Annotated in this window: 25 protein-coding genes; 7 read left to right on the plus strand and 18 right to left on the minus strand. The window is 62.5% G+C overall.

Going from position 1 to position 21,801, the window contains the following annotated elements:
* Nucleotides 1-11 precede the first annotated feature (11 nt).
* From AB7C87_RS09905 to AB7C87_RS09915, 3 genes are all read right to left on the minus strand, one after another.
* Nucleotides 12-1,712, minus strand: a complete 1,701-nt coding sequence (locus AB7C87_RS09905; RefSeq protein WP_369729273.1) for a cation:proton antiporter domain-containing protein — start codon at nucleotides 1,710-1,712, stop codon at nucleotides 12-14.
* Nucleotides 1,705-3,504 carry a cation:proton antiporter gene (locus AB7C87_RS09910; RefSeq protein ID WP_369729274.1) on the minus strand — a complete coding sequence of 600 codons (1,800 nt, stop codon included), beginning with the start codon at nucleotides 3,502-3,504 and terminating at the stop codon, nucleotides 1,705-1,707. The genes AB7C87_RS09905 and AB7C87_RS09910 overlap by 8 nt, the downstream gene beginning before the upstream one ends.
* A gap of 306 nt (nucleotides 3,505-3,810) precedes the next feature.
* Nucleotides 3,811-4,179, minus strand: coding sequence for a methylglyoxal synthase (locus AB7C87_RS09915; protein WP_369729275.1), 369 nt, complete (start codon nucleotides 4,177-4,179; stop codon nucleotides 3,811-3,813).
* Nucleotides 4,180-4,304: 125 nt separating this feature from the next.
* Between AB7C87_RS09915 and AB7C87_RS09920 the strand changes: the two genes are divergently transcribed.
* A complete protein-coding gene (locus tag AB7C87_RS09920; protein ID WP_369729276.1) occupies nucleotides 4,305-4,730 on the plus strand; it encodes a VOC family protein in 426 nt (141 codons plus the stop codon).
* A gap of 199 nt (nucleotides 4,731-4,929) precedes the next feature.
* Nucleotides 4,930-5,730, plus strand: coding sequence for an orotidine-5'-phosphate decarboxylase (gene pyrF / locus AB7C87_RS09925; protein ID WP_369729277.1), 801 nt, complete (start codon nucleotides 4,930-4,932; stop codon nucleotides 5,728-5,730).
* Nucleotides 5,731-5,833: 103 nt separating this feature from the next.
* Here the strand turns inward: pyrF and AB7C87_RS09930 are convergent, their stop codons facing one another.
* Together AB7C87_RS09930 and AB7C87_RS09935 are read right to left on the minus strand one after the other, a co-directional pair.
* Nucleotides 5,834-6,460 carry an OsmC family protein gene (locus AB7C87_RS09930; protein WP_369729278.1) on the minus strand — a complete coding sequence of 209 codons (627 nt, stop codon included), beginning with the start codon at nucleotides 6,458-6,460 and terminating at the stop codon, nucleotides 5,834-5,836.
* Between the two features lie 214 nt (nucleotides 6,461-6,674).
* Nucleotides 6,675-6,851 carry a hypothetical protein gene (locus AB7C87_RS09935; RefSeq protein WP_369729279.1) on the minus strand — a complete coding sequence of 59 codons (177 nt, stop codon included), beginning with the start codon at nucleotides 6,849-6,851 and terminating at the stop codon, nucleotides 6,675-6,677.
* A 209-nt stretch (nucleotides 6,852-7,060) separates the two neighbouring features.
* On the opposite strand from AB7C87_RS09935, the gene AB7C87_RS09940 reads away from it, so the two are divergent.
* From AB7C87_RS09940 to AB7C87_RS09950, 3 genes are all read left to right on the plus strand, one after another.
* Entirely contained in the window at nucleotides 7,061-8,674 is a 1,614-nt protein-coding gene (locus tag AB7C87_RS09940; protein WP_369729280.1) for a GTPBP1 family GTP-binding protein, read from the plus strand.
* Nucleotides 8,675-8,842: 168 nt separating this feature from the next.
* Nucleotides 8,843-9,001, plus strand: coding sequence for a hypothetical protein (locus tag AB7C87_RS09945; RefSeq protein ID WP_369729281.1), 159 nt, complete (start codon nucleotides 8,843-8,845; stop codon nucleotides 8,999-9,001).
* Entirely contained in the window at nucleotides 8,998-9,387 is a 390-nt protein-coding gene (locus AB7C87_RS09950; RefSeq protein ID WP_369729282.1) for a type II toxin-antitoxin system VapC family toxin, read from the plus strand. Before AB7C87_RS09945 ends, AB7C87_RS09950 begins: the two co-directional genes overlap by 4 nt.
* A 20-nt stretch (nucleotides 9,388-9,407) precedes the next feature.
* Here AB7C87_RS09950 and AB7C87_RS09955 read toward each other — a convergent pair whose 3' ends face one another.
* Nucleotides 9,408-10,664: an RNA-guided endonuclease InsQ/TnpB family protein gene (locus AB7C87_RS09955; RefSeq protein WP_369729283.1), complete on the minus strand. Its 1,257-nt coding sequence runs from the start codon at nucleotides 10,662-10,664 to the stop codon at nucleotides 9,408-9,410.
* Between the two features lie 313 nt (nucleotides 10,665-10,977).
* On the opposite strand from AB7C87_RS09955, the gene AB7C87_RS09960 reads away from it, so the two are divergent.
* On the plus strand, nucleotides 10,978-11,271 hold the full coding sequence (locus AB7C87_RS09960) for a hypothetical protein (RefSeq protein ID WP_369729284.1): 294 nt from the start codon (nucleotides 10,978-10,980) through the stop codon (nucleotides 11,269-11,271).
* A gap of 621 nt (nucleotides 11,272-11,892) precedes the next feature.
* Here the strand turns inward: AB7C87_RS09960 and AB7C87_RS09965 are convergent.
* The gene (locus AB7C87_RS09965) at nucleotides 11,893-12,579 is read right to left on the minus strand and encodes a helix-turn-helix domain-containing protein (RefSeq protein WP_369729285.1); all 687 of its coding nucleotides are present in this window, start codon (nucleotides 12,577-12,579) and stop codon (nucleotides 11,893-11,895) included.
* Nucleotides 12,580-12,802: 223 nt separating this feature from the next.
* Here AB7C87_RS09965 and AB7C87_RS09970 point away from each other — a divergent pair, with 223 nt between their 5' ends.
* Complete coding sequence (locus tag AB7C87_RS09970; protein WP_369729286.1) at nucleotides 12,803-13,006, plus strand: hypothetical protein; 204 nt, start codon at nucleotides 12,803-12,805, stop codon at nucleotides 13,004-13,006.
* A gap of 255 nt (nucleotides 13,007-13,261) precedes the next feature.
* Here AB7C87_RS09970 and AB7C87_RS09975 read toward each other — a convergent pair whose 3' ends face one another.
* From AB7C87_RS09975 to AB7C87_RS10025, 11 genes are all read right to left on the minus strand, one after another.
* Entirely contained in the window at nucleotides 13,262-13,456 is a 195-nt protein-coding gene (locus AB7C87_RS09975) for a hypothetical protein (protein ID WP_369729287.1), read from the minus strand.
* A 293-nt stretch (nucleotides 13,457-13,749) separates the two neighbouring features.
* Nucleotides 13,750-13,941 (minus strand): hypothetical protein, encoded by a 192-nt coding sequence (locus AB7C87_RS09980; protein ID WP_369729288.1) that lies wholly within the window; start codon nucleotides 13,939-13,941, stop codon nucleotides 13,750-13,752.
* Between the two features lie 59 nt (nucleotides 13,942-14,000).
* Complete coding sequence (locus tag AB7C87_RS09985; RefSeq protein ID WP_369729289.1) at nucleotides 14,001-14,264, minus strand: hypothetical protein; 264 nt, start codon at nucleotides 14,262-14,264, stop codon at nucleotides 14,001-14,003.
* Between the two features lie 83 nt (nucleotides 14,265-14,347).
* A complete protein-coding gene (locus AB7C87_RS09990; RefSeq protein WP_369729290.1) occupies nucleotides 14,348-14,896 on the minus strand; it encodes a double winged helix-containing putative transcriptional regulator in 549 nt (182 codons plus the stop codon).
* Nucleotides 14,897-14,898: 2 nt separating this feature from the next.
* Nucleotides 14,899-15,831: a methenyltetrahydromethanopterin cyclohydrolase gene (mch, locus tag AB7C87_RS09995; protein ID WP_369729291.1), complete on the minus strand. Its 933-nt coding sequence runs from the start codon at nucleotides 15,829-15,831 to the stop codon at nucleotides 14,899-14,901.
* Between the two features lie 98 nt (nucleotides 15,832-15,929).
* The gene (locus AB7C87_RS10000; protein WP_369729292.1) at nucleotides 15,930-16,133 is read right to left on the minus strand and encodes a heavy-metal-associated domain-containing protein; all 204 of its coding nucleotides are present in this window, start codon (nucleotides 16,131-16,133) and stop codon (nucleotides 15,930-15,932) included.
* 173 nt (nucleotides 16,134-16,306) lie between these two features.
* On the minus strand, nucleotides 16,307-16,621 hold the full coding sequence (locus AB7C87_RS10005) for an MTH1187 family thiamine-binding protein (RefSeq protein WP_369729293.1): 315 nt from the start codon (nucleotides 16,619-16,621) through the stop codon (nucleotides 16,307-16,309).
* 66 nt (nucleotides 16,622-16,687) lie between these two features.
* Nucleotides 16,688-17,041, minus strand: a complete 354-nt coding sequence (locus AB7C87_RS10010; protein WP_369729294.1) for a HalOD1 output domain-containing protein — start codon at nucleotides 17,039-17,041, stop codon at nucleotides 16,688-16,690.
* Between the two features lie 213 nt (nucleotides 17,042-17,254).
* Complete coding sequence (locus AB7C87_RS10015; protein ID WP_369729295.1) at nucleotides 17,255-17,437, minus strand: hypothetical protein; 183 nt, start codon at nucleotides 17,435-17,437, stop codon at nucleotides 17,255-17,257.
* A gap of 90 nt (nucleotides 17,438-17,527) precedes the next feature.
* A complete protein-coding gene (locus AB7C87_RS10020; protein ID WP_369729296.1) occupies nucleotides 17,528-18,226 on the minus strand; it encodes a helix-turn-helix domain-containing protein in 699 nt (232 codons plus the stop codon).
* A 339-nt stretch (nucleotides 18,227-18,565) separates the two neighbouring features.
* Nucleotides 18,566-21,715 carry a bacterio-opsin activator domain-containing protein gene (locus AB7C87_RS10025; protein WP_369729297.1) on the minus strand — a complete coding sequence of 1,050 codons (3,150 nt, stop codon included), beginning with the start codon at nucleotides 21,713-21,715 and terminating at the stop codon, nucleotides 18,566-18,568.
* Nucleotides 21,716-21,801: the final 86 nt, after the last annotated feature.

Below are 21,801 nucleotides of genomic sequence, written 5' to 3' on the forward strand. Positions count from 1 at the left end.
TCTCGATTCGACTATATTCGCTCGTCGCGACTCGCGAATCCGTAGCGCTCGAGTGCGTCGAAGTACTCGAGTTGGTTTCGTTCGAGGTCCTCTACGTCCGTTTCGCCCGTGGCGAGTTCTTCGACGACCGTGACGAGTTGTTCACCCGCGAGGACGTTCGGCACGGCGACGTGGGTCGCACCCGCCTTGAGCAACTCGCTTGCTTCGTCGGCCGATTCCGTCCGGAGTAAGACGTCGGCGTCGGTCTCGAGGCCGAGAACGATTTCCGAAAGCGGCCGGTGGTCGACCGTCGAACAGACGAGCGCCCCATCCGAAACCTGCGCTTTCTCCCACGGATAACCGGACAGGGCGTCGCCGAGCACGTAGTTTCGACACTCGGCGTTGAGTTCGTCCCACAGCACGGGATCGTTCTCGATCACGACGTACGGATGGTCGAGTTCCTCGAGCGTCTCGACGATCCGGCGACCGATTCGGCCGTAGCCGACGACCACGACATGGTCCTCGAGGTCGGTGACGCTACTCCTATCGTCGACCTTTCGAGTTCGCTGACTCCGAAATAGTCGGGCGACGACGTGCTCGTAGACCGCGTCCTCCGTCCGTCGTCCCAGAAACGTCAACACCATCGTTGCGGCCGCCGCAAGGATAATCGCGTCGAAAATCGGGACGGCGATCGTTTCCATCAACAGGGCCTGGATGGCGATGACGAGTGCGAACTCGCTGACCTGGTTCAAACTCGAGCCGGCGAGAAACGCCGTCCGGGCGTCGTACCCCTCGTAGACGAACGAGAGGACGTGGACGATCGGGTTCAACACGAGTACGAGCACCGTAAGCGTACTCGCTATCACGAGCACCTCGAGCGAGGGGATCGCGACCAGTGCGCCGACGGTCACAAAGAAGATCGCGACGAAGAAGTCCGTGATCGCGTCGATTCCGTTTCGAACCTCGAGCGCCTGCGTGCCGTCGCTTCGGATGGCGACGCCGGCGGCGAACGCGCCGACGACGATCGAGAGGCCGACGTACTCCGCGGCCGCGATGAAGGCGATGAGTATCGAGATGCTTCCGACGAGAACGAGTTCGCCGTCCCCGTCTGCGAGCCGGACGAGAATCGGGAACCCGTGGCGGTATATCAGCAGTCCTGCGACCACGAACAGGACACCGTAGCCGATCTGTCTGGCGATCGCGTCGGCAGTGACGACTTCGGTACTGAGGATCAACAGAAGCGCGATGGCGACCAGATCATCGAAGAAGTGGATCGAAGAGGCGAGCCGTCCGTGAACCAAGTTCTCTCGGATCTCCGATCTGAGCAAGACGCCACCGACCAGCGATGAACTCAACACGACGGCCGTCGTGAAGTAGACCGCGTTTCGGAGCGGGTCGGAGACGTCGAGGCCGATAGCGAACAGGTAGCCGATCCCGAGCGCGATCGGCGCGACGACGACAAGCTGGGTCACCGCCGCGATCTCCGCGTCGCGCAAGACGGACTCGAGGTCTCCGAAGTCGACACGGATCGCGAAGACGAACACGAGAAACGCGATCCCCCACTGGGCGAGGACGACGATCTCCCCCTGGGTGACCGACTCGAACGTCCCGGCAATCATACCGGCGATGATGTAAAACGGGATGGGCGAGAGCCCGAAGTGATTCGCGATCAACGACAGGAGTCCGGCGGTGACGAAGACGACCGCCAGCGTGACGACGAGCTGTTCAGTCACGAGACTCCCCTCCGCGTTTTCGGTCGCCACCGTCGTCGGTCGTCGCGTCCAGTCCGGCGCTCGTCTCTCTGTTACCCGCCCCGTCACGCCCTTCGAGTCCGCGCGTTGCACGCCGGCGGCGCGTTTCGATCCCCTCGACGTCGCGATCTACCGCATCGTCGAAGGCTTCCCAGTCGGTGACGTACAGTTCGACGTACTCGCTTACTTTCTCTGCGGCGAGGTGGGTGCTCATGATAACGTACGTCGCGCCGCGGTCGTAGAGGGCTCGTGCATCGTCGATTCGTTCCGCCTCTACGAACACTGTCGCGTCGTTGCTCACCTCCGCGAGCAACGCTTCGTTGACCTCGCGCTCGACGCTCGAACTCAACACGAATGCGGCCGATTTCAGGTTCGCTTCCTTGCGAACTTCGGTGTGACGGAAATCGCCGAAGACGTACTCGTATCGCCCGTCTCGCTCGAGTTCCTCGATGTGGTCGGTCTGTCGGTCGATGACCACTACGTCGCCGTACTGGCGCTCGAGCATCGGCAAGGCGACTTCGGTGATCTCGTCGTAGCCGATGGCGATCGCGTGGTCGTCGTACGTACCGATCTCGGCGTCCGTCTTTTCGTCGGATTCGAACCGGCGAAACCACGGCTCGACGCGGTCGTAAATCGCGTGGTTGTACGAGATGATGTACGTCGAGACGCCCATCGTGAGCAACGCCATCAGGCTCAGATAGCCGAGTACGTCCGAACCGATCAGTTCCTGTTCGATCGCAAGCGCGCCGACGATCAAGGAGAACTCGCTGACCTGTACCATGTTGATCGACCCGAGAAACGACGTTTCGACGTCGAACCCTTCGCGGTCGATCAGGTAGAACATGATCCAGAAGTTACCGACCATGAGGACGATCGAGGCGACGATCGCTTGCCACCAGTAAGCAAGCAGACTCGAGAGGCCGTCGATCTGGAGGCCGATCGTGGCGAAGAAGACGAGGATGAAGAAGTCGGTGATCGGCGTGATGCGGTCCTCGAGTTCCTTGCTGTAGGGCAGTTGTGCGAGGCTGATTCCGGCGAGGAACGCGCCGACTTTCGGATCGAGATTAGCTCCTTCCGCGACCGCGACGAACAGGAACGCCCAGGCGATGGCGACGATGAGGAACACGTCCTTGTTGTCGGCGATACGCCGAAACAGTCCGGGAAGGATGTACCGCGAAGAGAGAAGCGAGAAGATGCCGATAAAGGACATCATCACGAGGATGACCGCGAGCGTGGATGCGATGTCGGCAGCGTTTCCGAGTTCGTCGGCGGTAAACAACGCGAGGACGACCACGAGATAGATGTCCTGGACGATGAGGACGCCGACGTCGATCTTGCCCGGGAGGCTGGTGATCTCGTCTTTGTCGGTCAGAATCTTGACGATGATCGGCGTCGCGCCGAAGACGGTCGCAAGCGAGATGACGAGGATCGCGTCGGTTCCGAATCCGAGCGCCCACGCCACCAGAAACGCAAGCGCCGTCTGCAGGACGGTCTGGCCGATGGCGACGTTCGTGACTGCGGGGAGGATCTCGCGGATGTCCTCGAATCGCATCTTCAGCCCCAACAGGAACAACAGGAAGGCAAAGCCGAGATCGGCCATCAGTTCGACCAGCCCCTCCTGGGTGACGATGTCGAGTGCGACCGGTCCGAGGATAATTCCCGTGAGGATGTAGGCGATGATGGTCGGCTGGCCCGTCTGCCGGGCGATCAGACCGATGATCGTCGCGACGACGACGATGATCGCGAAGTCGGCCGCGAGGGCGATCTCACTCATCGAGGATCGGGATGGTTGGCCATTCGAATATCCCCGCCGTTATACATTGTCTTCTGACATTGTCGACTGCACGGCTACGTCTCTCTCGTCGACTCGGACGTGAGTCGAGTGTTCGGTGTTGCCGACGCCGTCGAGCCTTCGTCGTTCGTGCGTGTCTGTATCTGTTCTTCTCGTCGCGACGGTAATATTGTCGGGATAGGCAGAAATCCGTTACGGCGTTCGTCTCGTCGTGACTGGCGTGTGGGCGTTCCACTATCCGTGCAGATGTCTGGAGGTCGTTCCCAACAGTGGCGTGTCGTACGGTTTTCAGTCCGCGAGCCCCTCGATCAGAAACTCGGCCGACGCCAGGTTCGTCGCCAGCGCGGTGTCGTGGACGTCACAGATGCGAAGCAATGCGGAGATGTCGGGCTCGTGGGGCTGGGCGCGAAGCGGATCACGGAGGAAGACGATGCCGTCAAGGCGATCCTCGGCGACCTCCGCGCCGATCATCAGGTCGCCGCCGAGCGGACCCGACTTCTTGCGCTCGACCTCGAGGTCGGTCTCCTCCATCAGCCGCGTGCCGGTCGTTCCGGTCGCGATCAGTTCGTACTCGAGGAGCTGACCTTCGTTCTCTCGGGCGAATTCGATGATATCCGGCTTCTTTTCGTCGTGGGCGATGAGCGCGACGCGCGTCATACCACGGCGTTCGGACGCTGGGTGGATATAGTATCGGCTCGCAGACTCTAGAGACCCGGCTCGCTCGTCGTCTCCGAGGCCGGGAATCCACCCCATTTACGTGATCGCTCGGCAGATTCGAAACCATGACCGATTCGGATCTCAGCGCACACCACGTCGGTATCACCGTCGACGACCTCGAGGAGACGCTTCCGTTCTACCGCGACGTCCTCGGCTTTCCGGTAGCCGATCGATTCGACGTTTCCGGCGAGGCGTTTTCGACCGTCGTCGGCGTCGAGGGCGCGAGCGCGGAGTTCGTCCACCTCGAGGCGGGCGGCGTCCGCGTGGAACTGGTCGAGTACGGATTCGACGCGACCGAGATGCCGACGCCGACACTCGAGCGGCCGGGTGCGAGTCACGTCGGCTTCGCCCACGAGGACGTCGAGACGTTCTACGAGGGACTCCCCGAGGACGTCCCGACAACCAGCGAGCCACAGACCACCGCAAGCGGGAGCACCGTTCTCTTCGTCCGCGACCCGGAAGGGAACCTCGTCGAACTTATCGAGCGTTGACGACGGCCGGCGCGAATCAACCGGAGTACACTCACCCCCATACGGATTGGTGTCGCGTTTTATCGGCGAGTGCCGACCCCGTCGGAGCGATCACCGATATAGCGCGACATCAATCCGTATCAAATACGACGAAGCCCTGTCTCGAGTCGAGGCGGCGCAGATAGCAATCTTTTCGACCTCCGCGGTGAGACTCGCGGGTATGAACTTCTTCGACCGGCTTCACGACCGGATTCGGACGGTCGACAGCGTCGTCAGCGTCGGCCTCGATCCCGACCTCGATCGCGTTCCCGACCACTTAGCGGAGTACGACCTCCCGCGGTGGGCCTTCAACCGCCGGATCATCGACGCGACCCACGAACACGCCGCCGTCTTCAAGCCCAACGCGGCATTCTACGAGGATCCAGACGGCTGGCGCGCCTTAGCGGAGACCGTCGCCTACGCCCACGGCAAGGACGTCCCCGTCTTGCTCGACGCCAAGCGGGCTGACATCGGCAACACGACCAGACAGTACGCGAAGATCCTCGAGTCGGTCGACGCGATCACGGTCAACCCCTACATGGGTCGGGACTCCCTCCAGCCGTTTCTGGCGAACGAGGAGGCCGGCGTCTTCGTCCTCTGTCGCACCTCGAACCCCGGCGGAGAGGACCTCCAGGACCTCGAACTCGAGACCGGCGAACCCGTCTACGAACGCGTCGCCGCGCTCGCGGACCTGTGGAACGAAAACGACAACGTGGGTCTCGTCGTCGGCGCGACCACGCCCGACGAACTCGAGGAGGTTCGCGAGATCGTTCCCGATCTGCCGTTCCTCGTCCCCGGCGTTGGCGCTCAGGGCGGCGACGCCGAGGCCGCGATCGAGTTCGGACTGGCCGACGGCGTCGGTCTGATCAACTCCTCACGAGGGATTATCTTCGCCGGCGAGAACCAGGGTGAGCAGTTCGCTCAGGCTAGCGGTCGGGCGGCCAAGCGACTGAAACGACGCCTCAACCAGTATCGGGAGTAGCCAGCGGCCGACGGGGCGGGATTTCTGCCGTCCTCGCGAATCGAACGCGACGGCCAATCGTGTCCACTACGCCGACGAGCAACGCGACGGCCGATCGTGCTGACTACGTCGACGAACCGAACGCGACGTTCGGTCGGTTCGGTTGCTCGAGCGTGATGAGCGTATACACCGGCGAGCGCATCGGATACTCTCGAATCGCGGAACGATCCGCTGGAGAGAGGTCGCCGGTCACGTCGACGTCGATCTCGAGTTCCCCGTACATCTCGTCCGCGCTGTCGACGTCGTGGATACCAAACAGCATCCGGAGGTCGACGGGTGCGCGGACCGTCGTCGTCACGTCCTCGACGTCGATCCCCTCTCGGATCGCGTTGTAGACGACGGTGCCGTTGATGCAGGCGGTGAGCGCCGAGAGCGCCCCTTCGATGGCTTCGTACCGATCCGTCGGCTCGAGATACCCCATCGCGTCCTCGAGTTCCGGCGGCAATCCGAACTCGAGAACGTGCTCTCGCTCGTCACCCATCTCCTCGGTGCCGAGCATCCAGCGACCGATCGTCGCGGTCGTCCGATTGGCTACCGCCTCGGTGGCGCCCGTCGCCCGAAACTCGAGCGCTCCGTCCTCGGGATTCTCGGCCAGCCACTCGACGAACGCCATGTGTTCGTCGACGTCGACGTCGTGTTCGATCTCTTTTGCGTGCTCCGTTTTTGTCCGACGATCTTCGTTCGGGTCCATTGGCGATCCTCACCTACCGCTACGCCGCTCGGTGAGATAAACAACTATTGCGCTTTTCTCGGATTATCCTTTTAACCTTTCGAAAATTAGGGGCATATGGTGTCGATTGGTTCCCGAACGACACCGAATCGTTCCGACGTTACGATCCGGTCCGCTCGGGACGCGTCTACGGTGGTCGGCGACGCGCTGGCGGAGAGTCACCGGACGGCCGGGCTCACAATCGGTGGATGTCCACGTCGTCCTGCCGGCCGGGATCGGCCTGGGCCGCACAGTCGGCACACAGCCCCAGCCCTCGCTCGTAGTGTTGCTCACACGCGAGCGTCCCGCAGTTGTCACACCGTTCCTGGGCCGGACGGGACTCACAGATCTGACAGAGGCCGCTGACGCTCATACGGACAGTAGGCCCTCGAGGACCTTCAAACCGCCCCCGGCCGTATCCATCATACGGTTTACTGTAGATCGTTTCCGGTGAGACCGTGACCTGGGTGGCGGTCTCACCGGTAAAACGCTACAGTAATCCGTATCAGCCGTGATCGCGAACCTGCTCTTTGGTAGCACGTGACGAGAAGGCTTTTGCCGTGTGGCTCTCTACCGGTGCGTATGAGCCGTGACCGGGCTCTCCTCGAGCGAGCCCTGGACCGTGGCGAACAGGACGGTGGCAGCGTCGAATTCAAAGAACGGTTGTCACGAGACGTCCACCTCGAGGGCGGGCGTCGCGAGAGTTTGGCCGCCCAGCTCAGACACCGCATTCTCTCGGGCGACGGTGAGGCGACCTACGTCGTTGGCGTCACCGACGACGGCGGGCTCGCCGGCGTCGACCCCGATACGTTCTCCGAGTCGATGGACGTTCTCTCGTTGCTCGCCGAGGAGGCCGACGCACACATCGAGGACGTCCAGACGTGGGGCGTCGGCGACGACCGCGACGAGGGCCTCGTCGGCGTCGCCACGATCCGCGAGGGTGGCGTCCTCGAGACGGACGACGAACACGTCGTCGTCGGGACGGCGGGCCACGTCGACCACGGCAAGAGCACGCTCGTCGGCTCGCTCGTGACCGGCACGCCGGACGACGGTGACGGCGCGACGCGATCGTACCTCGACGTCCAGCCCCACGAGGTCGAGCGTGGGCTGTCGGCGGACCTCTCCTATGCCGTCTACGGCTTCGACGAGGACGGTCCAGTCCGGGTGCGAAATCCGAACCGCAAAGCCGATCGTGCGGAGGTCGTCGAGAGCGCCGATCGACTGGTCTCGTTCGTCGACACGGTCGGTCACGAGCCGTGGCTCCGGACGACGATCCGCGGCCTCGTCGGGCAGAAACTCGACTACGGCCTGCTGGTCGTCGCCGCCGACGACGGCCCGACCCGCACGACCCGGGAACACCTCGGCGTGTTGCTCGCGACCGATCTCCCGACGATCGTCGCGATCACGAAAACCGATGCGGTCGGCGACGAGCGCGTCGAGGAGGTCGAACGGGAGGTCGAACGCCTCCTCCGGGAGGTCGAGAAGTCCCCGCTTCGCGTCGCCCGCCACGGCGTCGACGCCGCCGTCGAGGAGATCGGCGAGCGCGTCGTCCCCATCGTCGAGACGAGCGCGATCACGATGGACGGCCTCGAGACGCTCGACGAACTGTTCGATCGGCTCCCGAAGACGGGACAGGACACCGGCGAGTTCCGAATGTACGTCGACCGAAGCTACTCGGTGACCGGCGTCGGTGCCGTCGCCTCGGGAACCGTGATGTCAGGCGAGGTCGAAGCCGGCGACGAACTCCTGATCGGGCCGATGCCCGACGGCCGGTTCCAGGAGGTCGAGGTTCGCTCGATCGAGATGCACTATCACCGGGTCGACCGGGCCCAGGCCGGGCGGATCGTCGGCATCGCGCTGAAGGGCATCAAAGAGAGCGCGATCGAACGCGGCATGGCGTTGCTCCCGCGCGAGGCGGATCCGAAGCCGGTACGGGAGTTCGAAGCCGAGGTGATGGTGCTCAACCATCCGACGCGGATCGGCGACGGCTACGAACCCGTCGTCCACTTGGAGACGATCGGCGAGGCCGCCGCCTTCCATCCCGAGGACGGCCGACTGTTGCCGGGCGACACCGGCGAGACCACGGTCCGATTCAAGTTCCGCCCGTACCTCGTCGAGGAGGGACAGAAGTTCGTCTTCCGCGAGGGCCGGAGCAAGGGTGTCGGAACGGTTACCGGCGTTCATCCGCTGGAGTGACGACGGCTGGCCGTCGCGGTTCTCCCATCGTCCGTGGATACCACGGTCCGCGTTCCACAACGCGATCGAGTGCTCGAGATGCAACGCGGTTTTTTCGTCCCCCAGACGATGGTCAACCGATATCACTCGTGGCAAACTGTTTTACCGACGGAACCCTATCGGTCGAATATGGGTGTCTACGCCGACGAGGTGAACGAATTCGCACGCACCGATGACGAGGATGACGATACCGACCGGCCGCCGCTCGGCGAACGACTTCGAGGACTAGCTAGCGAACTCGACGTCGATTCGGTCGCCGAGGTTCGTGACCTCCGCGAACGGACATGAATCTCTTTCTCGATCCCAACGTATTCGTCGCTGCAGTGACTGACGAACCCGATACGGGATCGATAGCTGTGGGTGTTCTCGATGGCGATTACGATTTTCTCACATCGACGCTCAATCTCATGGAGTTGCGGTCAGTGCTCACGAAAAAGGAACGGCTCGAGTTATCGAACGCTGAGACGATTCAGGATGAAATTACGGCGGACGTCCGAGTCGTAATCCCCGACGCATCCGATATGATGGACGCCAATCGGTTACAGCGGGAAACGCTCTTGTACCCGCTCGATTCCGCAATTCTCGCTTGTGCGCAGGGCCACGACGCCGATCTCGTGTCGTTCGATTCGGAACTGCAAGAAGCGGGTGCGGTCAGTCCAGCAGACCTCGCGTGAATTACCCCACCCTACTCCGCTCAGGCTAACGCCTTCGCTTCGTTGAGGATGGGGCTTCCTGATTCAACGACGCGCTTTGCAAACACTTCAGAAAACTCCGAAGTATCCGTAGGGAGCGCAGTCTCCACAGGCGTGGATTCGGGCCATCCCAGCCCTAACTCTTCAAAACCTCGCTGCAAGACATTCAACGCCGCGTTCGCATCACGGTCACATTCAAAGCCACACGATGGACACGAATGCTCTCGGACCCATAACGGCTTCTCGGTTTCAGCACCACACGACGCGCACTCTTTCGTCGTGCCACGCGGTTCAATCTGCTCGACGTGGACGCCATACAGTTTTGCCTTGTATTCGAGCAACGTGATGAATTGCCGCCACGCGGCATCCTGCTTGTTCCGCGCGTTGTGCGAGTCCTCAAGCATCGGCTTCACGTCTAAATCCTCGACAAACACGGCATCGTACTCACGGACAAGCCATGTTGTTAACTTCTGCTGAAAGTCCAAGACTTTCCGTTGAATCCGACGCTTCACCTTCGCCACTCCGACGCGTTGCTTCTCCCTGTTTTTCGAGCCTTCCTCTTTCCGAGAGAGTTTGCGTTGCTCTCTGCGGAGGCGCTCGTACTCTTCGTCAAGGTCGAGCCAGTCCACGCTGAGTCCATCAGACGTATGGATGTAGTTGAGAATGCCGAGGTCGATACCGATACTATTGCTCGTATCAAGCGAGTCTACGTCGAGTTTCTCGGGTAGGTCTTCGTCATCAGTTTCGAGACCGAACGATACGAACCACTCGCCCGTTGTCTCTTTCTTCACCGTGACTTCTTTGATAACAGCTTCGTCAGGGATTTCACGGTGATAGCGAATACGAAGGTCACCGATTTTGGAGAGTTCTACCGTTGCGTGTCGGCCACTCGTGTTTTTGAGTTCGAAGCCAGACTGCGAGTACGTCATACTCTGGAACTCCTTCGGTGACTTCCACTTGAGCCACCCGACTTTACGCCCGTTTTGCTTCTGTTCGGAGAGGGTTGAGAGGTTCTGGTAGAACCGTGTGACGGTTCGTTGCAGCGCCTTTGAGTTGACCTCTGAGAAAACGGGGAACTCGTCTTTCCAGTCGGGGAGTCGGTAGTGGTGTTTGTACGCGGAGCCGATGTTGTCAGCGTCCACGTTCTCGTATTCGTATCGGGTGTAGTTGTATGCTTGGCGATGAATGTCGATGTGTCTTTCCAGTTCAGCCGCTACGGTTTGGGTTGGGTAGGCAGCGTAGCGGTGACTGTACTCCATCGCTGCCTTGTGGTTATGGAATGTTGTTAGTTAATTGTTTGGAACTCGTGTAGCGATTCATCCCCTCCCTACTGTGCTACTCGCTCACGGTGTTCGCTGCGTTGCTTGTTGAGGAAGGGGCATTCTCGCCTATTTACTGGTAAATGTGGTTCGTGATGGCGAAACTGCGACGATAGTTGCTCGTTCTGTTGCCACCGTCTCCGGAGTGAGGGCTCGAGCCGACGCCAGCAGGATCGATGATCACGACGCACACGACCGCCGTCTTTCGTCCACTTTCGCAAATATTTAGCCAATTCGATATCTCTTGAAACCCATGTTCCCCGACTCCCCGTACGGACGCCTCGAGTGGGCGATCAGAGAATCCCTGATCGTCTTCGGAATCCTCCTGTTTTGGGTCGCCGTCGCCTTCGTCGTCTCGGTCGGCGTCGGTCTCCTCCTCTTCCCGCTGGACCTCGTCGGGCTCAGTACCATCGGCCCCCTCCACGAATTGACGGGCGCGACGACGCTTCTGTGGAACGCCGTCGTCCCGATGACCACGGTCACGGCCGCGCTCTACGTACTGGTACGGGCCGGGACGATGCTCATCGACCACCACGCGGCCGAGTGAGCTTCGGCCGGCCCGCGGTGGTTTGCCGGCGCTCGAGCGGTGATGATTTCGTCTCGCGTGGGCGACCGTTAGGAGTGTCTTCGCCCCGGATAATCCGGGGACAGCTATCACCCGGCGGATCGAAATCTCGCCATTATAACCGCGTGCGAGAGATGGAGAGCGAATCTGTGGGGTATACGCTCATTCTCGAGCGCGGGGGAACGTGTCGCTAGGAAGTCGGTCGCTATTCTCACGGAGTAATCGAACCACCGGTTCGATCTCTTCCCAATCAGGTCCCTTTATAATCGTCTCGTGTTCTCTGTCCCACACGATATAACCCATCTGCTCGAGTTTTGGGAGATGGGTATGGATATACTGCAGTGATCGTTCCTCGGTTTCTCCCGCGTTGTTCTTTATCGAAGTCCCTGGTTGATCTACGGGATTGTGATCCAGTAGTTCCACGAGTACACGCCGACGCGCCCGGTCCCCGAGTGCCGCTGCAATATAGTCGAATCCCATCTTCCTTCACACACCGTAATAAGGTGACACCACACTTCGGTCCGAGGCATGGTGGACAAGGTTGTTATTCAGTATCACCCATTACGGCTGTCTCCACACCAGCTCCGAGGTGGAACGAGGCGGTCAGGATTCTTTGGCCTGCTCGAACTCCTCTTCGAGTTCCTCTTCCATCGCGATGAGCGTGTTTTCGGTGAGCGTCTCGATCGCTCGGCGCAGTCGCTCCGTGACGGCTTGATCGGAGATCTCGAGGTCGTCAGCCAGATCCTGCGTAGACATCCGTCGTGGGATCGAATAATATCCTCCCTGAACAGCGCGTATCAGCGTTTCACGCTGAGGTCTTGTAACTCCATACCACATTCCAGTTCCCGGCCGGACTGGGTTGTAGATGCGTCCGATTTCGAGGGATATGTGGGCGTTCGCACAATATTCCTGAAATTCACTGAGTGCCTCGTGAGTGGGGAATCGAATTTCGAACTCCCACGTAGTGGCCGTCCCGGTGGCACTCAGGAGTTGGCCCTGTAGATCGATCACTCCCTCGAAGAACACGTCGCGGGAGACGTTCCAGTCTAGCGAATACAGCCGTTCGCCGTCGTGGCGGGTCACCTCGACGATGCCTTCGACTGACGGATGGTTCTCGACGTTTTGCTCGAACGATTCTCGGACCTCGTCACTCACCGAAAAGAACGGAACGGCTTTTTGCTCGAGCGGGACCATGTTTTCTAGCTCGATCGTCCCATCGGTCTCCAGCTCGAGGATCCGGCCGAGTTCGAACGAGTCGGCCGGGATTCGAAGGTGCGCTATGACTGCCATTCCTTGATCGAAATTGGAGTTCGAGACGGGTAAATATGGGCGCCATGGTGTACCAGTCTTGTGAATATAGCATGGTACACCATGCAAAACGGCAGACCTATGCGTGTTGCGCTCCTCGGAACCGATGGACCGAACGCCCTACGCGAAGTGTGACCCTGCAGATGTGGATCTGGTCGTGGCTTAGTCTCCATCTCTTCGGGTTGAGGATCGTGGCCCACGAACCATGACACGCGATCACCTTCACGATGTGTCGATTACCAGTGACGACGAGTTCGAAGCCGTCCTCGCTGAGGCGGTAGAGATGGCCATCGAGGCCGACGTCGACGTACGCGGGGCCTGGGAGTTTCGAAGGCGAGGATCGACCTACGACTGGGAAGTGATGATCGTCGAGCTGGCCAGATCTCTCGATGACGAAGCCGAGACGTAGTCGTTTTTCGTCGGCAAAAGAGTCGTTTTTCGTCGATTCACTTTCGATCGCGAACTGGCGGCCACCACCGGTCGTGCTGGCGCTCGAGTGTGAGCGGGCAGAATCGTTTCGACGGCGACTATCGGCGCGGTTCGTGGCTACTGACGTCCCGGTTCGTCGGTTCGATTTCACCGGTTGGCTCCGGGAAGACGCCCTGTTTCCACCACTAAAAACCTGTAATTATATCGTCGTTCAGTCTGATTATCACGATGGAAGCTATCCGCTCCAAAAGTCGGCCGTGGGGCGTCCGCTCGAAATGCCTCGGGTGGCTCGAGTCGACGACGCGGGGTCGACCTCGATGACCTCGAGGGATGCGAGCGTCGTCACCGCGGGCTCCGCCGACAGTCCCAGACCGTCTGTGATCGGTGCGATGAGCCGATAGCCGACGGCCGGGTGATCGATAGGAGCCACTGCAGGTCTTGCACACCTGATCGCCAGACGGAACCGCGGGAAAGCGAACGGGGAACGCAGTGACCCGTGAGCTGTGTGATCAGCGTGTACATCGTTTCAGTTGACACCTCTCGGCGGTGCCCTGCACCGGCCTCGCCGATCGGTACGCCGCCGTCACCGAAGCCTACTGTCCCGACTGCGTCGCCGCCATCGGCATGCTCTCGTTTGCAACTGCGTCTCGAGGCACACCTCGTCGAACTCGGGGTGACGAACGGGCGGTGGTTTCGGTGTGGCCACCCGGCGGGCACGACGTGTTACGACCTGATTATCTGGACGATGGCGGCGGCGAAGAGCCCCATCGCGATCAAGAGGTAGACGGCGGCGGGCGGATCGTACGTGATCACGTCCGTCAGTTGCCCGACGCCGTAGCCGAACAGAACGATTCCGAGAATCAGGAAGAACGCGGCGGCGCGAGTATCTCCGCTCGATTTCGATTCGTTTTCCATTGTACGGTCAACACTGTTGGGAAACAAATACTTGTGTGGTATTCGACGTATCACCCCTCCTACGGTGAGCGCGCTCCCTCCTCGAGTGATTCGAGCGTTTCGGGGACGCCCGAGAGGAGTTCCACCCCGATTTGGTCTCGGACGGCGCCGTACTCGTCGACGATCGACCGACCCAGCCGGCACGACCGTCCCGCGTCGGCGGCCAGATCGGCGAAACACCGGCGTCTGGGGTCGTCGATATCCGAACTCTCCGCGAGGTACTCGCGGTAGTGGCCGTGGTAGTCTTCGATCCGCCTGCCCGCCTCGCGTCGCCTGTCGGTCATTCGGCCTCACCGCGCTCGATCAGGTGTGAGGATGTACGCCACATACACGATAGTCGACTCCGAGGGCAACGGCGAGTGCCTCGTTACCGATCGGAACCGTCCGATCCGCGTCGGTACCGAACGGCCCTCCCGTGGCTCGCCCGCTCGGCCAGGTCGAACAGGACGGCCCACTCGAGGAGGCGTTCGACGCGTTCGACGTCCTCCACCCGCCGTTTCTCTTCGGACGGTCGGGACCCGCTACTCGAGCGGCCACGCTCTCGTCTCGTCGATCGTTCGCGAACCCGATCTGTGACCGCCTCCGATCCGAGTGGGACGGAACTCGCTTCGAGGACCGCGAGGACGGTCGAACCGTCCTGAACGCGTTCACAAAACGCATCCCGGAGCGAGTTACGCTCGACCTCGCGGCCGGTCCGGCGGTACCTGCCGCGTTCGGCCGCGACCAACTCGAGCGCCCGGAGGAACGTCAACCAGGTTTGGGCCGCCTCGCGGCTCCCGACGCCGGTTCGCTCGATCAGCCGGGAACAGCAATCGACGTCGCCGGGAGACGTATCGGACTTCGCCGGAACCGCGGCCACAACGGCGGCGACGGCCTCGAGATCGGCGGGCGGGTCGGGAACGGGTTTGAATCGCACGCTCAGAGGTCGAACGAGTCGGCGAGCAGATCCTCGTTCGTCTCGCCGTGGACGTACGTCGGCCCGCCGATGACGTCGATCGTCACCTTCGCGGGGGCGAACAGATCGGATGGAACCTCCTCGAATTGCCACTCGAGGTCGTCGAAGACCTCGCCGAACGGTCGCCCGTGTTCGTCGGCTGCCGTCGAGGACACCGACTCGAAGTAGTCGGCGTCCTCGCGGACGGTGAGGTGGGCCGTTCCGCCGTAGGCGATCGCGTCGTTCGTGCGCGCGATCGCCGTCCGTTCGTCGCCCGCGACCGGGGCGACCGGGGCACGCCCCGTCGCCGAGACGATATCTATCGGATCGTAGCCGAGTTCGGTCAGTCGGAACGTCGCGAGTTCGGCCGCTCGAGCCGCGTTGGTGATGCTTCCGGCGAGACTCGCGGTGGAGTAGACGAGCAAGAAGACGCTACTCGTCTCGACTTCCGCGAGGTCGGCGACCTGTGTGGCCACGGCGCCGGTCGGAACGTCCTCGGTCTCGATGGCAAGCGCCGTCAGGTCGAACGCGTCGGTGTACCCGATGCGTCTGAACTCCGTTTCTTCGGCGACGAGGGCTCGAGCGGGGCCGCTTCCGAGCCCGTCGAACTCCGCGGTCGAGACCTCCCAGCCGGCCTTTTGTGAACACAGCAGTGAAAGCGCCGGCTGGTCGGTCGACAGGGAGACGAAGGGGATCGGCGCGCCGTCGATCTCGCCGAGATCGTAACTCGGCGTCGCCATTCCGGCGGTCTGTATCTCGGTCAGAAGCAATCCGGCTTCGATGCCGCCGTCGAACTCGAGGCCGAAATCGAGTACTGTCGCGTCGTTTTCGAGGTCGTACCCGCCGACGTTTAGCTCCTCGGCGTACTCGAGGGCCTCGTCGACCAGTTCGATCGCCATTCGGTTGAGACTCTCCATGACTCCCGATTCAGCCTCCGGCGTAAAACCGTTTGTCAGTCTCTGTCTGACAGCCGTCCGACCATAGTCCTACGTTCGCCCGATCGAATGTGTGACCATCACACGGAGTATCCCGCATCTTCGATCGCGCCGGCGATGGTCGACTCGTCGACGAGCGTCTCGTCGTGTGCGACGCGGACCTCGTCGGACTCGTGGTTCGCCGTCGCCGACGAGACGCCCGAGAGCGCCTCGAGTGCGTCGGTGACGGTACTCTCACAGCCTGTACACGCCATTCCGTCTACCTCGACGGTCGTCTCTTCCATAATCGATGGGAGTCGGTATCGACGGTTGAGTGTTCCGTTCTATAGCAAATGGCGTCCACTCGAGAGGACGTCGAGACCGCGTTCGAGGGGGCTGCCGAAGTTCGCGCTCGAGCGAACGTGAACGGCGGATTCCGGTCTACCGCCGAGTGGTCCTGGAAGCTCCCGTCGTCGGCTCACCCGCGATCGCTCGTCGCCGGTCGCCCGAGTTGCTCCTCGACCGCCTCGACTTTCTCCGCCGCGGACGTTTGTTTCGTCCGCTTGTCGTCGATTTTCAACACGGTGCTCACGCGGTCGCCGTCGACAGCCTCGTGTGCCGCCTGCGCGGCGGCGAACAGCTCACCGATTTCGTCGGTTTCGATCACCGTCCCCATCGGATTCGTCTCGTACTCGACGTCGTACTCCTCGAGGGCGTCGACGGCCTTTGCGACCTGGTCCGACATGCTGTCCTCGACCACCGGTGCAACACTCAGTAGTGCGACTACGGTCATGGTCGCCACTGAGGACGTGCGGGGACCTAAAGTCGTCCCATGACTGCGAAAAATCGGGGATTGCGACTAGCCGTGGGTCGGGCGGCCCGCCGACGCTGACGGCGGGTAGACGATCACGTCACCGTTCGCGTAGACGTACACCTCGTGTTCCAGGGCGGTGAACGCGACGTGGCCGTCGGATCGTTCGGTGCCGTCGGCTTTTTTGCTGAAGAGTCGGTCGAGTGCGTCGGGGTCGACGCTGTCGTAGAGCGAAAACTCGCCCTGGGAGACGTCGGTGTCCGCGATCGACGCGATGGCGTGGACGATCGTCGTCGTGATCGTCGCGGTACCGTCGCCATCGTGGTGGAAGACGTACCGATCGTTAGGCTGGTCGTACTGTAGATCGCCGGTGTCGTGGGTGGAAGAACGTTCTGTTTGCATTTCGATCCTCTATCGTCGATCGTCTACTGTTGGTAGTGAACCATAGTATAAAAACGAACCGCAACGGGAAACAGTAGACGTACGTGAACTAATGGGCGAATTAGTGGTTGTATTTGAATACTATCTTGGATTCGTACGGATCCCTTTCGTCTGCGGTGAGGTCGGTGACCGCTCTATCGTCGGAAACGATTTCCACCCGAGTCGACCGACCCGTCACGGTTCGTCCCGTCGCTCGTGGTGTTCCTCGAGTTCTCGAGACTCACGAAGCATGCGTTGGGCCTCCGGTGATCGGCGGTTTTTCGGGGACATGATCGGCTCGCCGGACCCCTCGATGCGATCCTCAGGATCCTCGACCGCGATCCACTCGCGGACCTTCGAAACGAGTGTTCGGAGCACATTCGAACTGTGTGCGTGACGGGGCAAAAAGGTTGGTGAGGCGATACGAACGCACTCGGCTACGGATGCCGTGCAGTCTAACGACGGGAGTCAGCCGAGGGACGCGGCACAGAGTTCGGCGATCGCTCGGCGGAGTCGCTGGGAAATGGCGGACTTCGAGACGCCGAGATGGTCGGCGAGTTCGTCCTGTGAGATCCCTCGAGGTACGTCGAAATAGCCCTCCTCGTAGGCGACCGCGAGCAGTTCCTGTTGTTTCTCGGTGAGCGTCACGACGCCGTCGTCGCCGTCGTCCGAGACTCGCAGGTGTTCGACCGACACGGAGACGCCGTCTGCCCGACAGGCGTCGTTGAACGCCACGAGTGCGTCCCGGCTCGGAAACCGAAGCTGGACGAGCCAGCCGTCCCGAGAGCTCGATACCTCGAGCAGTCGGCCGCCGACTTCGGCCGTACTCGCGGTGAACGTCAGCGCCCGTTCGGTCAGGGTCACCCGATACACCCGCCGATCGGGGTAGCGATCGACGAGTATCGGTTCTCGGATCGTCGGATCGGTCTCGAGGGCGGTTTCCAACCCGCCGAACTCGGCCCCGCGTGCGGTGACGAACAGGAGCGTCTGGCCCGTCTCGCCGGCCGTCCAGTACTCCGGCTCGAGGGAGATGTCGGGGACTCGATCCAGGGTCGGACGCAAGACGAGGTCGTCGTGGTCGAGTCGGACCTGTGCGATGATGCCGCCGTCCGATCGGTCCAGAACCGTCGATCGCTCTCGTTCGGTCTCGGCGAGTTCGATACTCACGGATCCACCTCGTTCCGTCCGGTCGATCCCCTGTAAGCGTCCGTTACCGGTGACACGCTCATCGAACGGGTGATTAGAGCGTGGCTACATGGACGTAGGTGCTATACAGCAAAACGGCGACGGCGACAACTCAATACGTATTCATCCCTCAGAAATTCACCACGTTAGATGGCGAACGAAATACCGAATTACCGGCCGAATCGAGCCCGACACACTCGGTAATAGACGATGAATTTTCGGTAACCGGCGAGGATCGGTTCAGCGGGACTGTTGGAAATCGTTGCCGGGGCAACCACGAACGAGTCGCGATTGCACCGGTCCATGGGTACGACAATCCTCTCACTCCGTCTCGTCTCGGTCGTCGAACAGGAGTTCGAACAGCTTCCGCTGGGCGAGACGCGAGTGACGGCTGAACGTCGGTTGAGAGACGCCGAGTAACCGTGCAACCTCCTCGCCGGTACTCTCGCGGGGCCACTCGAAGAACCCGCTGTAGTACGCCGTTTCGAGCGTGTGAAGCTGTTGTTCCGAGAGCCGGTCCCGTAACTCCGCGTCGAACGAGCGGCTCTGAGTGGTGGCTTTCTCACGCTCGCGTCTGGCGACCAGTTCCGTCCCTCGGTAGGTGCGTTCGAGCATCCCGACGAATCCGCGTACCGCGGTCGTATTCGGGAGTTCGACGACGAGGCGCGTTCGATCGTCGACCGGCGTGATCGAGCGCAACACGCCACCGTGGTCGGCAACTCGATCCGCGATCGTCGCCTCACGGACGACGAGCTCGGCGGCCGATCCCGTCCCGATCCGCCGGATCGACTCGATCGCGGGGTGTGAGCCGGTGACCCGATCTTCGTCGATCTCGTCGGCCGCGGCCACGCAGTACACCGTCGACCCGCCTGACGAGCGAGGAACGACCGTCCGGATGTCGATCGACGCTCCGAGGCGGTGGGCGATCGCGAAGAGCGGTTCGTCGTCTTCCCGAACGACGAGTTCGAGTTCGACGGACGTCTCCGAGAGCAACGCTCGCTTCCGTTCGAGTGCCGCGATTGCGTGGCCGGCGACCGCCGCGAGGTGCCGACAGCGGCCCCGGAGTCGATCGTCGAAGAGCCCCGCTCGATCACCGTATACGACGAGCGTCCCGTACCGGAACCCGCGGTACTCGATCGGAGTGATCAGGACCGACCGGTATCCGTCCTCGAGCGGTTCGTCCCGCCACGGTTCCCGGTCGTCGGATCGGCCGGTCGATCCGGTCTCGAGGTCGATCACCGTCGTCGGATCCGACGACTCCTCCCGTCCAACGCGTTCGGGGCCGAGATCGACCGGCATCGCCAGCGACTCGAGGAACGCGGCGTCGTCACCGGCCCAGGTCGACGGCGTCAGCGTTTCCGCGCCGTGATCGTGACGGCCGATCCAGACGAGGCCGATCGTTCCCGCCGTTTCGACGGGTCTGATCGCGTGTACCGCCTCGCAGACGCGGTGCTCGAGATCGTCCCTGGTCTCGGCGGCGAGTATCGCACGGACGTCGGCCCGAATCCGTTCCGAGTCGGCCTCGAGTTCCTCGAACGCGTCGCGTTCACGGCCGACCGTTCGGAGTCGCCGCCGCCGATCGAACGCCTCGAGTGCGATCGACGCCACGTCCGAAAGCGGTTCGACCGCACCGACCTCGAGGGACGCGAAGCCGAGGGGTCTTCCGGTCGTCGCGAGCGCGAGATTCTCGTCGTCGATCGGCAAGACGAGGACGCGCTCGGCCCGAACGCCGGAACGTTCGAGGAGCGATTCCAGCGCCGATCCGTCGACGATGGTCGGCTCGCCACCTTCGAGAAGCGAGTCGATCCCGGTACGTTCGGCGGCGACCGCCGGGAGATCGATCGGTCCGTCAGAGCCGGTCGCGACGACCGCGGCCGGCTCGAGAGCCGCCCCGTCGAACCGGTACCAGACCGCGAACTCGGCGTCGGTCCCGGCGAGAATCGCATCGACGACGCTCCGTCGGATTTCGGCGGGCGTTTCGGAGCGACGGAGTGTTCGGACGGCTTCGAGGACGCTCGAGCGAACCGTCGCCCCCGACCGCCGCCGGTCGCGGACTGTACAGATCGCCCGCTCGCCGTCGGACGACGGCGTGACGAAGACGTCGACCGGGTCGCCGTTTCCGACAGCGAGGTCGCCCGTCATCGGGTCCATCCACCTGAATACGGGTGAACGCAGACGATCGCGGACGCCGGTCGCGAGCTCCTCGTCGAAGAGGTCGCCGACGTCCCGGCCGACGAGCGTCTCGTCGTCGGCTAGCTCTCGCAGGGGTGCGTTGACCAGTTCGACGGTCGTCCCATCGAGTACCGCCACGCCGTCGGGGATTCCGTCGACCGCGGCTTCGAGGAGTGTGAATCGGCTCGGTTCGGTCTGCCGGGTAGGCTCGGCGTCGGTCCTCGAACGCTCTTCGCCCAGCGTCTCCCTCGCGATCACCGAGACGCCTTCGTCGCCGGGGTAGGCCGTCACCTCGAGTGGCGTATCGAACGCCGGATGGCTCGTCTCGAAGGCGATCCGTTCACCCGTCGCCGCCGCCTCCTGGAGCCGATCGGCGAACGTCTCACGAACGTCCTCCGGGAGGACCGACCAGAGTACGGCTCCGGGATCCGGATCTCCGTCGAACAATCGATTCGCACCGGCGGTCCAGCGGACGAGTTCCCGGCGCTCCCCCAGGACGAACACGAACTCGCCGAACCGGTCGAGCGCCCTCTCGAGGCCCACCGCCGCGTCGGACGTCGGTGTCGCGATCGTGACGACGACACCCTCGACGGCCGGATCTTCGAGGCGGTTGACGGCCGTCAGTTCGACGGCCGTCCACGCTCCGTCGTCCGCGCGGAGCCGGCACCTGACGGTCTCGCTCGAGCCGAGAGACCGTTCGCCGACGCGCGAAAGCGCCTCTCGAGTTCGCTCGCGGTCGTCGGGATGAACGAGACGTGGAAGACCCGATCGAACGAGGTCGTCGGGCGTCCACCCGAGTCGATCGACGGCCGGCGCCGCGTACGTGATCGTCCCGTCTGGTGTGAGGACCACGACCGGAACGTCGGCGTTCTCGAGTATCCGTCGGTGCTCGTGATCCGTTCGGCGTCCGCCGGGGCGGAACCCGCTCACCGCGTTCTCGACGCGAGCGGCGGCGACGCTCTCCGGCGAGTTCGGGTCGATAACGTCGGTCGCACCTGCGTCGATCGCCCTCGCGTGTGCGTCCGTATCCGCGATCGCGACGATCGGAACGGCCTCAGTCGCCTCGCGGAGTTCGTCGAAGACCGCTCCGTCGTCGGTCGGGTCGAACTCGCAGACGACGCAACGAACGTCGCTCGAGGCGAGTCGATCCCGTGCGTCGTCCGTCGACGATGCCAGCCACACCGAACCGGGTCCAAACGCCGATTCGAGGGCGGCGACGGCGGCGTCGATCGGTGACGAGTCGCCGACGACGAGGACGCCGCGAGCGCCGGTGACGACGGCGGTGGCGTCGTCACTCACGGGCCGACCACCTCGAGACGGGGCGGACCGCCGCGCGTGGAGTCGAGTCGAGCGGCCACGATAGCGTTCGATTCCCGACACGCCGA

It is taken from the genome of Natrarchaeobius versutus, from assembly GCF_041205745.1.
Taxonomy (GTDB): Archaea; Halobacteriota; Halobacteria; order Halobacteriales; family Natrialbaceae; genus Natrarchaeobius; species Natrarchaeobius versutus.